16 protein-coding genes and 1 pseudogene are annotated in these 14,939 nt (G+C 45.9%); 14 read left to right on the top strand and 3 right to left on the bottom strand.

Going from position 1 to position 14,939, the window contains the following annotated elements; translation table 11 throughout:
* Nucleotides 1-92: 92 nt before the first annotated feature.
* A complete protein-coding gene (locus tag LCY76_RS13420; protein WP_248253051.1) occupies nt 93-1,004 on the bottom strand; it encodes a hydroxymethylglutaryl-CoA lyase in 912 nt (303 codons plus the stop codon).
* Nucleotides 1,005-1,144: 140 nt separating this feature from the next.
* On the opposite strand from LCY76_RS13420, the gene LCY76_RS13415 reads away from it, so the two are divergent.
* The 4 genes from LCY76_RS13415 to LCY76_RS13400 are packed head-to-tail and all read left to right on the top strand — an operon-like array spanning nt 1,145 to nt 4,928.
* Nucleotides 1,145-2,341, top strand: a complete 1,197-nt coding sequence (locus tag LCY76_RS13415; protein WP_272885611.1) for an acetyl-CoA C-acetyltransferase — start codon at nt 1,145-1,147, stop codon at nt 2,339-2,341.
* 12 nt (nt 2,342-2,353) lie between these two features.
* Nucleotides 2,354-3,043, top strand: coding sequence for a CoA transferase subunit A (locus LCY76_RS13410; protein WP_248253050.1), 690 nt, complete (start codon nt 2,354-2,356; stop codon nt 3,041-3,043).
* A gap of 22 nt (nt 3,044-3,065) precedes the next feature.
* Entirely contained in the window at nt 3,066-3,719 is a 654-nt protein-coding gene (locus tag LCY76_RS13405; RefSeq protein WP_248253049.1) for a CoA transferase subunit B, read from the top strand.
* Nucleotides 3,720-3,746: 27 nt separating this feature from the next.
* Nucleotides 3,747-4,928, top strand: coding sequence for a thiolase family protein (locus LCY76_RS13400; protein ID WP_248253048.1), 1,182 nt, complete (start codon nt 3,747-3,749; stop codon nt 4,926-4,928).
* Between the two features lie 50 nt (nt 4,929-4,978).
* Here the strand turns inward: LCY76_RS13400 and LCY76_RS13395 are convergent, their stop codons facing one another.
* On the bottom strand, nt 4,979-5,896 hold the full coding sequence (locus LCY76_RS13395) for an aldo/keto reductase (protein WP_248253047.1): 918 nt from the start codon (nt 5,894-5,896) through the stop codon (nt 4,979-4,981).
* 84 nt (nt 5,897-5,980) lie between these two features.
* Nucleotides 5,981-6,118 (bottom strand): Z-ring formation inhibitor MciZ, encoded by a 138-nt coding sequence (gene mciZ, locus LCY76_RS13390; protein ID WP_248253046.1) that lies wholly within the window; start codon nt 6,116-6,118, stop codon nt 5,981-5,983.
* A 100-nt stretch (nt 6,119-6,218) separates the two neighbouring features.
* Here mciZ and LCY76_RS13385 point away from each other — a divergent pair, with 100 nt between their 5' ends.
* The 10 genes and pseudogenes from LCY76_RS13385 to LCY76_RS13340 all read left to right on the top strand — a co-directional run bounded on the left by LCY76_RS13385 (nt 6,219) and on the right by LCY76_RS13340 (nt 14,827).
* On the top strand, nt 6,219-6,773 hold the full coding sequence (locus LCY76_RS13385) for an NUDIX hydrolase (RefSeq protein WP_248253045.1): 555 nt from the start codon (nt 6,219-6,221) through the stop codon (nt 6,771-6,773).
* On the top strand, nt 6,766-7,959 hold the full coding sequence (locus LCY76_RS13380; protein ID WP_248254674.1) for an endonuclease Q family protein: 1,194 nt from the start codon (nt 6,766-6,768) through the stop codon (nt 7,957-7,959). Before LCY76_RS13385 ends, LCY76_RS13380 begins: the two co-directional genes overlap by 8 nt.
* Before the next feature lie 64 nt (nt 7,960-8,023).
* A complete protein-coding gene (gene spoIIM, locus LCY76_RS13375) occupies nt 8,024-8,662 on the top strand; it encodes a stage II sporulation protein M (RefSeq protein WP_053357984.1) in 639 nt (212 codons plus the stop codon).
* Between the two features lie 117 nt (nt 8,663-8,779).
* On the top strand, nt 8,780-9,241 hold the full coding sequence (gene fur / locus LCY76_RS13370; protein ID WP_248253044.1) for a ferric iron uptake transcriptional regulator: 462 nt from the start codon (nt 8,780-8,782) through the stop codon (nt 9,239-9,241).
* 147 nt (nt 9,242-9,388) lie between these two features.
* On the top strand, nt 9,389-9,628 hold the full coding sequence (locus tag LCY76_RS13365) for a YqzK family protein (RefSeq protein WP_053357986.1): 240 nt from the start codon (nt 9,389-9,391) through the stop codon (nt 9,626-9,628).
* A gap of 11 nt (nt 9,629-9,639) precedes the next feature.
* Nucleotides 9,640-10,530 carry a site-specific tyrosine recombinase XerD gene (gene xerD, locus LCY76_RS13360; RefSeq protein ID WP_248253043.1) on the top strand — a complete coding sequence of 297 codons (891 nt, stop codon included), beginning with the start codon at nt 9,640-9,642 and terminating at the stop codon, nt 10,528-10,530.
* Between the two features lie 115 nt (nt 10,531-10,645).
* A pseudogene (gene deoB / locus LCY76_RS13355) lies at nt 10,646-11,829 on the top strand (phosphopentomutase).
* 11 nt (nt 11,830-11,840) lie between these two features.
* Nucleotides 11,841-12,659, top strand: coding sequence for a purine-nucleoside phosphorylase (locus LCY76_RS13350; RefSeq protein WP_248253042.1), 819 nt, complete (start codon nt 11,841-11,843; stop codon nt 12,657-12,659).
* Between the two features lie 14 nt (nt 12,660-12,673).
* Nucleotides 12,674-13,504 carry a purine-nucleoside phosphorylase gene (locus LCY76_RS13345; RefSeq protein ID WP_248253041.1) on the top strand — a complete coding sequence of 277 codons (831 nt, stop codon included), beginning with the start codon at nt 12,674-12,676 and terminating at the stop codon, nt 13,502-13,504.
* 18 nt (nt 13,505-13,522) lie between these two features.
* Entirely contained in the window at nt 13,523-14,827 is a 1,305-nt protein-coding gene (locus LCY76_RS13340; RefSeq protein ID WP_248253040.1) for a pyrimidine-nucleoside phosphorylase, read from the top strand.
* Nucleotides 14,828-14,939 lie beyond the last annotated feature (112 nt).

Below are 14,939 nucleotides of genomic sequence, written 5' to 3'. Positions count from 1 at the left end.
TTTTTTTAAATCCAGTGTTTCAATACTGAAAAAAAGACGCCTAAAAGGGCGTCTTTCCTATTTTTTAGTGCTTCAATGATGATGAAAGACGCCTACCGGGGCGTCTTCTCCTGTTTTGAGAGAAGGTATTGCCTGCTTTGAAGGCCGCGGGAAACAAAAGGAGAGATAAACTCCACAGCCTCAAGGAGAAGATCAAGCTGGATGCCGGTCGAGATACCCATACGATTCAGCATGTAAACAGTATCTTCTGTTGCCACATTTCCTGTTGCTCCCGGAGCAAACGGACAGCCGCCAAGCCCCCCTGCGGACGTGTCGAAGCGGTCCACACCTGCCTGAAGGGCAGAAAAGATATTAGCCAGGGCCATGCCGCGTGTGTCATGAAAATGGGCAGCGATTAGCAGGGCAGAAGGAAGATGATGCTTAAGCAGGGCAAACAAGTCATAAACTTCCTGAGGATTAGCAAGCCCGATCGTATCGGCGACGGAGAGCTCATCTACTCCCAGATCTGAAAATTCCTCACATAGTTTCAGGACAGCCTGTTCGTCCATTTTTCCTTCATACGGACAATAAAACGCCGTCGAAATACATGCCCGCACAAAAAAGCCCTTCCGTTTCAGGTCTCTGATGAGCGGAGCAAGCTCATCCATGCTCTCTCTCGTGCTTTTATTAATATTTTTTCGGTTGAACGTATCACTCACACCGACAAAAAAAGCTGCGTTCTTACATCCGGAAGAAAGCAGGCGCTCTACTCCTTTTCCGTTCGGAACGAGCACGATATTTCGAGTGCTGTCATCGGTGCAATGCTCGATCACTTGTTCAGCATCCCCCATCTGCGGCACCCATTTGGGAGAGACGAACGAGGTAAGCTCCATTTCTTGAATTCCCGAGGATTTCAGTTTATGAATAAAACGGATCTTGTCTTCCGCCGGCACGAGCTGCTTTTCGTTTTGCAGTCCGTCGCGCGGTCCAACTTCAATGATGGTGACTCTTTGGGGTAGTTCCATAGCTCCTCCTAGTCATTGCGTTATGTATGAAATCTTTCCTTTATTTTACGTTTTACCTCCTTAAGTTGCAATACGGAGCATGGAATTATGGTATGATAATAAGGAATATTCAGAAAAAAATACGGGAGTGAGAAGAAATTATGGCAATACAAGATGCAGTGATTGTAAGCGCTGTCAGAACACCGATCGGCAGCTTCCTGGGAAGTTTGAAGGATATCCCCGCCACAGAGCTGGGAGCCATTGTAATTAAAGAAGCACTGTCGCGGGCAGGCGTTTCAGCGGATGAAGTGAGTGAAGTGATCATGGGGAATGTTCTTCAAGCGGGATTGGGCCAGAACCCGGCGCGCCAGGCGGCCATGAAAGCGGGACTGCCGCAGAGGGTTTCCAGTATGACGATCAACAAGGTCTGCGGTTCCGGACTGAAGGCTCTTCATTTAGCCAGCCAGGCGGTCATGCTCGGTGAAGCGGAAGTGGTCGTATGCGGCGGAATGGAAAATATGAGTGCGGCGCCATATCTTTTAAACGATGCAAGAAACGGATTGCGCATGGGAGACGGCAAGCTGGTTGATTCCATGGTTCATGACGGATTATGGTGTGCCTTTAATGATTACCATATGGGGATTACGGCTGAGAATCTCTGTGACGCCTATGGCTTGAACCGTCAGGAGATGGATCAGTTTGCAGCAGACAGCCAGCAGAAATGTGAAAGAGCCATGGAGGAAGGCAAATTTTCGGATGAGATCGTAACGGTTGAGATTCCGCAAAGAAAAGGAGATCCACTGCTGTTCTCAGAGGATGAATATCCGAAGAAAGGGACGACAGCCGAAAAGCTAGGTAAGCTGAGACCGGCATTTAAAAAGGACGGCACAGTAACAGCGGGAAATGCTTCGGGCATAAATGACGGCGCAGCTGCTCTTGTTGTTGTATCCAGAAAAAAAGCAGAAGAACTTGGCCTGACGCCTCTCGCAAGAATTGTAGCCAATGCAAGTGCAGGTGTTGATCCAAGCATAATGGGAATCGGCCCGGTAGATGCCACGAAAAAAGTGCTCGAAAAGTCAGGGATAACGCTTGAAGATATTGATTTGATCGAAGCGAACGAAGCGTTTGCGGCACAGTCGCTTGCTGTTGGAAAAGAGCTTCAGTTCTCAGATGAAAAATTGAATGTCAACGGAGGCGCAATCGCCCTTGGTCATCCGATTGGAGCAAGCGGCGCGAGAATCCTTGTGACCCTTCTGCACGAGATGAGAAGAAGAGAGAACCGGTACGGGCTTGCTACCCTTTGCATCGGCGGCGGCCAGGGAGTAGCTACAATCGTAGAAAATGAAAAATGGCAATAAGGGGGGAGCAGAATGAAATCTATAGAAACCAGTGCACTGCATGCGATTGAAGAGATTAAGGACGGATCAACGCTGATGGTCGGCGGATTCGGTCTCGTTGGAATTCCTGAAAAATTGATTCTGGCGCTCGTTGAAAAGGGAACCAGAGATTTAACCGTCATCTCCAATAACTGCGGCGTGGATGATTGGGGGCTTGGCTTGCTCCTGAAGAACAAGCAGATTAGAAAAATGATAGGTTCCTATGTGGGAGAAAACAAGGAGTTTGAGAGACAGGTGCTTTCCGGCGAGATTGAGGTCGAGCTGATTCCGCAAGGCACGCTTGCTGAACGGATCCGCGCGGGCGGTGCAGGTATTCCGGCCTTTTATACACCAGCCGGAGTCGGTACACCAATCGCGGAAGGAAAAGAAGTCCGTACATTCAATGGCAAAGAGTACCTTTTAGAAAAAGGGCTGACCGCAGATTATAGCCTGATTCGCGCGGCTCATGGGGACAAGGCCGGAAACTTGATCTACAACAAGACGGCAAGAAATTTTAATCCTATGATCGCAGCCGCAGGGAAAGTAACCATTGCTGAAGTGGAAGAGCTGCATGAAATAGGAGAATTGGACGCAGACAGTATTCATACACCGGGAATTTATGTGCAGAAGATGATTGTCGCACAGCAGGAAAAACGCATTGAGCGACTGACCGTTCAATCATAAGCAGAGAAAGCGGGGAATGGCGATGAATAATAGAGAAAAAATTGCAAGAAGAGCAGAAAAAGAAATTGAGAACGGATTCTACGTCAATCTTGGCATTGGAATGCCTACCATGGTTGCGAATTACATAAGTGAAAACAAGAGCGTCGTCCTGCAGTCCGAAAACGGATTGCTTGGAATCGGCCCATACCCGAAGGAAACCGAAGTGGATCCGGACTTGATCAATGCAGGGAAAGAAACGGTGACCGCCATTAAGGGAGCATCTTACTTTGACAGTGCCGAATCTTTTGCCATGATCCGGGGCGGCCATGTTGACATCGCCATTCTTGGCGGGATGGAAGTTTCAGAGAATGGTGATCTGGCAAACTGGATGATTCCGGGCAAAATGATCAAAGGCATGGGCGGTGCGATGGATCTCGTCCATGGCGCAAAAAAAATCATCGTGATCATGGAGCATGTGAATAAAAGCGGCCAAAGCAAGATCTTGAAGAACTGCAGCCTGCCGTTAACAGGAAAAGGTGTCGTACACCGCATTATTACAGACAGGGCCGTTCTCGATGTGACAGAACAGGGCCTTAAGCTGGCAGAGGTAGCTGCAGGTTATACCGTTGAGGACATTCAAGAGTGCACAGACCCTGATTTGATCATTGATGAAAATGTAAAAACGGACGCTTACTAACAGTTAAAACAAACGGGGAGGAAAATGATGAGTTCGGTTTATGTGGTGGAAGGGGCCAGGACACCCTTCGGAAGCTTCGGCAAATCATTGAAAAATGTCTCATCTATGCAGCTTGGAACAATAACCGCCCATGAAGCGCTTCAGCGTGCAAAAGTCAATCCTGAAGAAATAGGGGAAGTGGTGTACGGAAATGTGATTCATTCGAGCATCGATGCGGCTTACGCAGCAAGGCATATCGCACTAAGGTCAGATATTCCTGAAACGGTGCCTGCGATGCTAGTTAACCGATTATGCGGTTCCGGCCTTCAGGCGGTGATCAGCAGTGTACTCTCCATCCAGACAGGAGACGCCCAGCTGGCGCTGTGCGGCGGGATTGAAAACATGTCCATGAGCCCTCATGCGACCTTTAATCAGCGGTTTCAGGGACAGAAATTTGGAAACCTCCAGCTTGAAGATATGCTTCTTCACACCTTAACAGATCAGTATATCGGGTGCGGAATGGGGATTACCGCTGAAAACCTGGCAGAAATATACGGTATAACAAGAGAAGAACAGGATCAATATGCGCTTTTGAGCCACCAAAGGGCGGCAAGAGCGATTAGCAGCAGCCGTTTTGCTGAAGAGATCATTGCGGTTGCAGTTGATGAAAAGAGGAAGCTGCAGCTGGAAACTGACGAACTCGTCAAACCCGACTCCACTCTGGAACAGCTTTTGGCACTGAGGCCGTCGTTTAAAAAAGACGGAACCGTAACAGCAGGAAATTCAAGCGGGATCAATGATGGTGCTGTATCTCTTATTCTGGCAGGAGAGGAAAGCGTTCAGAACAAACGAGTTAAACCGATGTCGAAAATTGTGTCATGGGCAGTCTGCGGGGTTGATCCAAAGATTATGGGAATCGGCCCAGTTCCTGCCGCACAAAAGGCATTGGCCAAAGCAAACCTGACGATTGGAGACATGGACCTGGTTGAAGTAAACGAAGCGTTTGCTTCACAGTATCTGGCGGTTGAGAAAGAATTGGGGCTAGATCGGGAAAAAACCAATGTCAACGGCGGAGCGATTGCACTCGGCCATCCAGTGGGAGCAAGTGGAGCAAGGCTCTTGCTTTCATTATCTTATGAACTCCGGAACCGGGGCGGTAAGTATGGTTTAGCGAGCCTTTGCATCGGCGGAGGCCAGGGAATTGCCATGATTATAGAGAACGTTTCATAAATAAAAGCTTCACGGCCGCCCATGATGACAGCCGTGAAGCTTTTTTTATTTTATCTTCTATGCTGTTCATAGACGTTCTTTTTAGACAACGAACGGATAGCGCTAACCTCATCGGAAGCCAGTTCATGCATAGTGCTGGTTCCGATATTGGAAAGAAGCTGTTCCACAGAACTCGCGCCTGGAATAGCCGTAGCGACGGCAGGGTGATGAAGAGCATAACGGATCGCAGTCTGGCTCAAACGGATTTCACTTCCAAATTCGCTGTACAGGTGTTTGACGAGCTCCTGGATCTCCTTTCCTTCATAATCCAGGTACTGATCGCTCTCGTTGCGCTGCAGCGCTCGTTTAGAGAGCCAGCCTTTCGCAACAGGTCCGCGTGCGATCACGCTGATGTTTTTATCATGAAGAAAATCAAGCATCTCTTCCTCCGGGCGACGGTCAAGAATGCTGTATTGCATCATGACACTCACGATGTCTGAATGTTCAGCATAATACGATATCACGTTTGGTCTGATCGAGGAGATGCCATATTCCCGGATGAGGCCCTCCTTTTTCAGTTCATCGAAGGCGGCGATGGTTTCATCCATATTGTCTTCAATGGTTCCCCCATGGAGCTGATATAAGTCGATGTAGTCCGTCTGCAGGCGATGGAGGCTGTCTTTTACCGCAGTTTTTATGTATGCCTTTGATGGATCCCAGTCCCAGCCCTCTTTATCCGCGGTCCAGCGGTTGCCAACTTTAGTGGAGAGAACGACCTTGTCTCTGAAAGGCTTTACGCTTTTTCCTACAAATTCTTCATTCCAGCCGAAGTGATAAAGATCAGCGGTGTCGAAAAAAGTGACGCCTTCGTCATACGCTCTTCGAATCATTTCTCTTCCTTCTGTTTCATTACCAGGCTCAATGGACATGCAGCCGAGTCCGATTTCGCTTACAAACAAATCAGAGGCTCCAAGTTTATTCTGCTTCATGGGAAAATCATCTCCTTGTATGAATGAATTACAAAAAGAGTAGCATGAAAACAGGCAAAAAAAAACCTTCCAGCCTGGAACGGGTCAGCGTTTATGTCCTGGAGAGGAAGTGATCCACTCCTTTACAGTGGAATGCTGCTTCATATATTGCTTGAGCATATATTTAATCTGCCAAGCTTTTCCTACCATTGTTACACCATTATGCTGGATATACACTTTCACGGGTTTCCTCCTCAATATGGCGTTATCGTGTTCATCATTACCGGCTTATGATAGACTTTATGTAGCCAAATAAGATATAGAACCAGGAGTGAGACAAGCAATGGATCATTTAAAAGAAACGACACTATCAACAACCCCGGTTTATTCTGGAAAGATCATAGATTTAGAAATACAGGAAGTCCTGCTTCCCAACGGCAACAAAAGCAAGCGCGAGATTGTAAAACATCCCGGGGCAGTAGCTATTATTGCCCTTACACAGGAAAATAAACTGCTGCTTGTGAGACAGTACCGTAAAGCCTTGGAAAAGACGATCGTTGAAATACCAGCTGGAAAGCTTGAAAAGAATGAAGATCCGCTGGAGTGTGCGAAGCGTGAGCTGCTCGAAGAAACAGGCTATGAATGCGGATCGCTTGAGTATTTATCATCGTTCTATACCTCACCGGGATTTGCAGACGAATTGATCCACCTGTATTTCACGGATTCCCTTAAAGAGTGCAAAGAACAGCAGCCCGATGAGGATGAGTTTCTGGATGTTCTTGAAGTATCCATTGAAGAGGCGGAGGAATTCGTAAAAAACCAGCAGATTCACGATGCGAAGACCGCTTATGCCGTACAATATGTACTATTGAAGAGAAAGCTTGAGAAAGATGCTTAATACGTATTACGCGGACCTGCATGTACATATCGGAAGGTCGCGTTCTGGAAAGCCTGTAAAGATTACGGGGGCCAAATCCCTGATTTTATCTGCTATTTTAGATATGGCTTCTGCCGTTAAAGGAATCGATCTTCTTGGCATCATTGACTGCCACGTGCCGGAAGTGATTCAAGAACTAGAGGAGATGCTAGAATCGGGAGTCATGGCTGAACACGAAGAAGGCGGATTATGGTATGAGAAGGTGTGCCTTCTGCCGGGGTCCGAAATCGAAATCTATGATGGGAACTGCAAAGGGCCTATCCATGTTCTAGTGTTTTTTCCTACACTTGAAAAGATGAAACAGTTCAGTTTTTATATGGCCGGCCGGATGAAAAATATTACGTTAAGCTCGCAGCGAATCTACGAGTCGGCCCATAACCTTCAAAGAAAAACGAAAGAACTGGGAGGACTGTTTATCCCGGCTCACGTGTTCACTCCGCATAAGAGCTTGTATGGAAAAGGGGTAAACGCTTCTCTTTCGGAAGTTTTCCTTCCAGACCTCATAGATGCCATCGAACTCGGGTTAAGTTCGGATACGTCTATGGCTTTTGCTGTTGAAGAACTGAGGTCCTATCCATTTCTTTCAAATTCAGACGCGCATTCTCTGGAAAAGATCGGACGGGAATACCAGACAATCCGGATGGAGAAACCGACTTTTCTGGAATTCAAACAGGCATTAAAAGAGGAACAGGGGAGGCGGATTACAGCCAACTATGGCTTAAATCCGAGGCTCGGCAAGTATTATGAAACGACCTGCGCTAAATGCTCTGAGATCATCGATGAAGAGAAAGGGACCGTATGCAAGCAATGCGGGAGTTCATCAAAAATACGAGGTGTTAAAAACCGGATCAATGAATTAGGAAAATGCGCCCTGCAGCAGTCAGATCACAAAGAAAGGCCGCCTTATATCCATCAAGTTCCACTGGAGTTCATTCCTGCTCTTGGACCGAAAACGCTGCAAAAACTAAGGGATCATTTCGGAACGGACATGGCGATCCTTCATGAGGTAGAAGAAAAAGATTTAATGGAAGCTGCTCCGCAAACGATCGTGCATCATATTCTGCGTGCAAGGGAAGGCAAGCTATCTTTCCAGTCTGGCGGGGGCGGCAAGTACGGGAAAGTAGCATCAGGCAAATCTAGCAGATAAAAAATAGACATACCTCCCTCTGACTTTCATAGAATGAAATAAGAGATTAAGGGAGGAAATAGAGATGCGGTCTATTAAAAGGTTTGTACTGTTTCACCTTCAAGAGCATTATTCGCTGTATGTGTTTGTATCCGTCCTCTTGCTGATGGGCGTTATTTTTGGAGCTGTTATTGTAAACAGCCTGACACTGAGTCAAAAACAGGACCTGCTGAATTATTTGTCCCGGTTTTTCGGGGAGGTCTCCAAGGGGAGTTTTGCTGATCCAGAGGATATGTTCTCACAAAGCTACAGCCATTATATTAAATATATAGCGGTGATGTGGATTCTTGGGCTGTCTGTTATCGGACTGCCGGTCATCCTGATCATGCTCTTCATTAAAGGGGTAGTCATCGGGTTTACGGTCGGTTTTCTCGTGAACCAGATGGGCTGGCACGGATTCTTGCTCGCTTTTGTTTCCGTTCTTCCACAGAACCTCATTCTGGTTCCGGGTTTGATCGTGGCAGCTGCCGCTTCTATTCTATTTTCCGTTAAAATGATCAGACAGCAGTTTTTGAAAAAATCGAGCGACCCCTTTTTTCCAAAGTTCTTTAAATATTCAGCTCTCATTATCGCAGTAGGATTGTTCCTCGCTGTTGCATCTGCCTTTGAAGCGTATCTTTCACCGCTTCTGATGGAAGGAGTAATGAGTTTGGGGTCAAAATAATGAATGGAAACTATCATATAATAATAATTATAAACTGCAAATTATAATTATTTTAAATTGACACCTTTTCTTTCCATGCCTTATAATAATCATGTGAAACATAAGGGAGGATTAGGTATGGAAAGCCGTCTAGACCGGATCAAAAAACAGCTGCATTCCCAGAGCTATAAGCTTACTCCCCAGCGAGAAGCTACAGTTAGGGTCCTCCTGGAAAATGAGGAAGATCATTTAAGTGCAGAGGACGTCTATCTTCTTGTGAAGGAGAAATCACCAGAAATAGGTCTTGCTACTGTCTACCGTACATTAGAACTATTAACTGAACTGAAAGTAGTCGATAAAATAAATTTTGGAGATGGCGTATCGAGATATGATCTTCGTACAGAAGGAGCAGCTCACTTCCATCATCATCTCGTTTGCCTTGAATGCGGAGCGGTCGATGAAATCCAAGAGGATCTGCTGGAAGATGTGGAAAAGGTCGTTGAAGAGGGCTGGAATTTTAAAATTAAAGACCACCGCCTCACTTTTCACGGCATCTGCCACCGCTGTAACGGAAATGATAAAAATGATGAGACCTCTTGATGAAAGGTACTCATCATTTTTTATTTATTTACAAATCCGAAAGAATCAGTTAACGTAAAGTTGTAGTAAAATTAGAAAATGTGTATATAACCGCAATTCTTTGGCATAACCTGTACTAATATTATAGTACGGGGAGGCCGCTGAACCATGAGATCTTGGCTGAGGTTATGCTGGAACACATCAAAAATATTTTTATCTTTTACAGCCTGCACATTGTTATTCTACTTTGGGCTGCTTTGGATCAACCAGGAGTACCAGGATTATCACCGGTACGATGTGCCGAAGGGGAAAGCGGTCAAGGTTTTCCAAAGTGACGCTGCCACTACGAATAAAGAGGAGAGCAATTGGCTCATCCGATTGCTGTTTTTCTACGAATCCAGTGAATAAGGAGCGCAGATATGACAGATCATGTCCAGGATTTTATTCATTATTTAATAGTCGAGCGTGGTCTTTCTAAAAACACGGTGGATTCTTACCGCCGCGACCTTGAGCAGTATGTGCTTTTCATTGAAAAAGTGGAAAACATTTCAGATATCAACCAGATTCAGCGTGCAAATATAATAGGTTACCTGCTTCAACTTAAAGAAAACGGCAAGGCTACAACAACTATTGCGAGGAACATTGCATCTATCCGTTCGTTTCACCAGTTTCTGCTTCGTGAAAAGGCGAGCGAATCTGACCCATCTGTACATATTGAAACACCCAAAGCTGAACGCAAGCTTCCGAAGGTGCTGGCTATGAACGAAGTGGAAGCGCTTTTAGATACATCCGATACCCATGAAACGTTCGGGATCAGGGACAAGGCCATGCTCGAGCTGCTATATGCGACCGGGATAAGAGTGACGGAGCTGGTAAGCCTAGATCTTGCCGACGTCCATTTATCGATGGGGTTTTTGCGTTGTCTTGGAAAAGGGAACAAAGAACGTATTATTCCGCTCGGTAAAATGGCGACAGGAGCCATACAAGCCTATTTGGATAAGGGCCGTCCTGCACTTTCAAAAGGCAAGAGCGGGAACGCTTTGTTTTTGAACCACCACGGAAACCGTTTATCAAGGCAAGGTTTTTGGAAAATTTTAAAACAGCTTGCCAAAAAAGCAAATATTGAAAAAGAATTGACTCCCCATACGCTTAGACATTCGTTCGCGACGCATTTGCTGGAAAATGGAGCGGATCTGCGGGCGGTACAGGAGATGCTCGGCCATGCAGATATTTCCACAACGCAAATCTATACCCACGTGTCGAAAACAAGGCTTAAAGATGTTTACGCTGCCTATCATCCAAGGGCTTAGCCTTTTTTTCCACGTAGATGTCTGACTTCTGACATCATCGCTTCGAGTTTGTTCAGGCGGTTGTGAGGATATAGTATCTAAAGATGAATTTATTAGTTTTGGAGGTTTTTTAATAATGAAATATAAAAAGTTCAAACGCACGTTTTTGATTGTAATGGATTCTGTCGGAATCGGGGAAGCACCGGATGCCGGCAAGTTTGATGATAAAGGATCGGATACACTTGGCCATATCGCTGAAAAAATGAACGGGCTTCATATGCCGAACATGGAATCTTTAGGTCTGAGCAACATTCGGGAAATCAAAGGGATCAGTCCTGCAGAAAAGCCGAAAGCACATTTTGCTAAGCTTCAGGAAGCATCGAACGGCAAAGATACGATGACAGGGCACTGGGAAATCATGGGCCTTCATATCGAACAGCCTTTTCAAACGTTCCCAGAAGGATTTCCTGATGACTTGATTCAGGTGCTTGAAGAAAAATCCGGACGCAAGATCATCGGCAACAAACCGGCTTCAGGGACGGAAATTCTGGATGAACTGGGTGAGGAGCATGTGAATACAGGAGCGCTCATCGTCTATACCTCTGCGGATTCTGTTCTGCAAATCGCGGCTCATGAAGAAGTGGTCCCGCTCGAAGAACTGTACAAAATCTGTGAGATAGCAAGAGAACTTACCAAAAACGATAAATATATGGTCGGCCGCATTATCGCGCGACCGTTTGTCGGCAAACCCGGTGACTTCAAACGGACAGCCAACCGCCATGATTATGCGTTGAAACCGTTTGAGAGAACGGTTATGAACGAACTGAAGGACAGCGGTTATGATGTGATCGCGCTCGGGAAGATTTCCGATATCTATGACGGTGAAGGAGTTACGGAAGCGATCCGCACCAAATCCAATATGGATGGAATGGATCAGCTCGTTAAATCGATGGATCAATCGTTTACGGGCTGAACTTCATAAACCTTGTTGATTTCGACGCACTGTTCGGACACAGAAGAGATCCAAAAGGTTATGGACAAGCTCTTGAAGAGTTTGACGCCCGCCTTCCGGAGGTTTTTGAAAAACTTAACGAAGATGATGTTCTGATGATTACAGCCGATCACGGGAATGATCCGGTTCATCATGGAACAGACCATACGAGAGAATATGTTCCGCTTCTTGTGTATTACAAAGGAATCGAATCAGGAAAACCTTTAAAGGTGAGTAAAACCTTTGCCGATATCGGGGCGACGGTAGCCGAAAACTATAACGTGAAGATGCCTGAATATGGAAAAAGCTTTCTTGATCAACTAAATTAGGAGGAAAAGAAATGGGAGAATTGAAACAGATACAGACTGCTGCAAACTTTATTCAAGAAAAACTGTCCGCAAAACCGGAAATCGGACTCATCCTAGGATCAGGTTTGGGGATATTGGCTGATGAAATCGAAAATGCTGTTACTCTTCCTTACGGCGATATACCTGAATTTCCTGTATCGACGGTTGAGGGGCATGCCGGCCAGCTTGTTATTGGAGAGCTTGAGGGCAAGCAGGTCATTGCGATGCAGGGCCGTTTTCATTATTATGAAGGCTACACTCTTGAGAAAGTCACCTTCCCTGTCAGAGTCATGAAGGAGCTTGGTGTGGAGAGTGTCATCGTGACCAATGCGGCAGGCGGGATCAACACTTCTTTTGAAGCAGGAGATCTGATGCTGATTACGGATCATATCAATAATCTGAGCGACAATCCTTTAATCGGACCAAACGACAGCTCCTTTGGGGTCAGGTTTCCCGATATGTCTGAAGCTTACACTCAGAGCCTGCAGGAAATTGCGCGCAGTACAGCTTCATCCCTCAGCATAACGTTAAAAGAGGGAGTCTATGTGGCGAATTCTGGTCCAAGCTATGAAACACCGGCAGAGATTCGCATGCTCAGAACATTGGGAGGAGATGCAGTTGGTATGTCCACTGTCCCCGAAGTAATCATAGCTCGCCATTCAGGAATGAAGGTTCTCGGACTTTCCTGCATTTCGAACATGGCAGCAGGAATTCTAGATCAGCCGTTGACCCATGATGAAGTAATGGAAACAACTGAACGGGTTAAATCCAATTTTCTTGGTCTTGTAAAAGGAATCGTAAAAACCATTTAAGGGGAGGAAGAAAAATGGCTACACTATTAACCAAAATGAATGAAGCAGCAAATATGATCCAATCCAAAATAGAGGGGATGCACCCTGAAATCGGTCTTATTCTTGGTTCAGGTCTTGGGGAGCTAGCAGATGAGATCGAAAACGCAGTTCAGATCGATTACAGCGATATCCCTCATTTCCCGGTATCAACTGTTGAAGGCCACGCAGGTAAATTGGTCATTGGAACGCTTAACGGAAAAACAGTTTTAGCAATGCAAGGAAGATTTCACTTCTATGAAGGCTACAGCATGCAGGATGTTACCTTTCCTGTCCGTGTGATGAAAGGCCTTGGAGTAAAACTTCTAATCGTGACAAACGCTTGTGGAGGTATGAACCCTGAATTTTCAGCCGGTGATCTCATGATCATTGATGATCATTTGAATATGACAGGAGCGAACCCTCTGATCGGGCCAAATGATGCTGAACTTGGACCACGTTTTCCTGACATGAGCACAGCATATACGCCTGAACTTGTTCAATTTACGAAAGATACAGCAGCAAACCTTGGAATTAAAGTGCAGCAGGGAGTATACGCAGGGATCACTGGTCCGACCTACATGACCAAAGCCGAGCTTCGCATGCTGCGTACGGTAGGCGGAGATGCAATTGGAATGTCTACCGTTCCGGAAGTAATCGTTGCCAGCCATATGAGCTTGAAAGTCATCGGAATCTCCTGTATAACCGACATGGCAATCGCGGATGAGCTTGAACCGCTTACGCATGAACAAGTGGTGGCAGTTGCCAACCGGACAAAACCGAAATTTATCAACTTGGTTAAAGAATTAGTCAAAAATGTTACTTTGTAAAGAAAGCGGTGTTTGAATATGAGAATGGTTGATTTGATTGAAAAGAAGAGAGACGGCAAAGAACTGACGAAAGAAGAAATTAATTTTATTATTACGAACTACACTAACGGAAGCGTGCCTGATTACCAGATGGCAGCCTTCGCGATGGCTGTCTATTTCCAGGACATGACAACAGAAGAGCGTGCTAACTTTACCCTAGCCATGGTGGAGTCCGGCGATCAGATTGATTTGTCCGGCATTGAAGGAATCAAAGTGGATAAACACTCTACCGGCGGCGTAGGTGACACAACAACTTTAGTCCTGGCTCCATTGGTAGCTGCTCTGAATGTTCCTGTCGCTAAAATGTCCGGCCGAGGCCTTGGCCATACCGGCGGAACGATCGACAAGCTTGAAGCTGTACCAGGTTTCCACGTAGAGATCGATAACGAAGAGTTCATCTCTCTCGTGAATAAAAATAAGGTAGCCGTTATCGGCCAAAGTGGTAATCTGACGCCCGCTGACAAAAAATTATACGGCTTGCGTGATGTTACAGCGACTGTTAACTCCATTCCATTGATCGCAAGCTCGATCATGAGCAAGAAGATCGCAGCTGGTGCAGATGCAATCGTTCTTGATGTTAAAACGGGTGCAGGCGCGTTCATGAAAACCGTTGAAGAGGCAGAAGAACTCGCAAAAGCAATGGTTCAAATCGGGAATACCGTAGGCAGAAATACAATGGCTGTCATTTCTGACATGAGTCAGCCTCTCGGATTTGCCATCGGTAACGCACTTGAAGTAAAGGAAGCCATCGATACTTTAAAAGGCCAAGGCCCTGAAGATCTTGAAGAGCTTTGCCTAACGCTTGGAAGCCACATGGTATATCTGGCTAAACAAGCTGAATCTCTTGAAGAAGCACGCGGGAAATTAAAAGAAGTCATGACGAACGGCAAGGCATTGGAACAGCTGAAAACGTTCTTGAGTGCACAGGGCGGGGATGCATCCGTAGTCGATGATCCGTCTAAACTTCCGCAGGCGAAATATACGTTTGAAGTAGATGCCAAACAAGATGGATATGTTTCAGAGATCGTTGCTAATGAAATCGGAACAGCGGCTATGCTTCTAGGCGCAGGCCGTGCGACAAAAGAATCTGAAATTGATTTGGCTGTCGGACTTATGCTGAAGAAGAAAGTCGGTGATCAAGTTGCTGCTGGAGAATCATTGGTTACGATCTACAGCAACACAGAAGACGTGAAAGCAGTCGTTGAGAAAATTCATGCGGCTTACACGGTATCATCAGAAAGTGTTACAGCTCCTACTCTTGTATACAAAGAGATCAAAGAATAATTTTTTCTCTTGAGGATCATCCATTTGGATGATCCTTTTTGCTTTTCTTCCATCCCCTGTATAAACGGAAAATTAATGGAAAAAATAGGGGTATCATGAATTGGAGGGAAAA

Origin of the sequence: Fictibacillus marinisediminis, assembly GCF_023149135.1 — a bacterium.
GTDB lineage: Bacteria > Bacillota > Bacilli > Bacillales > Fictibacillaceae > Fictibacillus_C > Fictibacillus_C marinisediminis.
The sequence above is the reverse complement of the archived record's forward strand: the minus strand, read 5'-3'. Positions and strand labels throughout refer to the sequence as shown.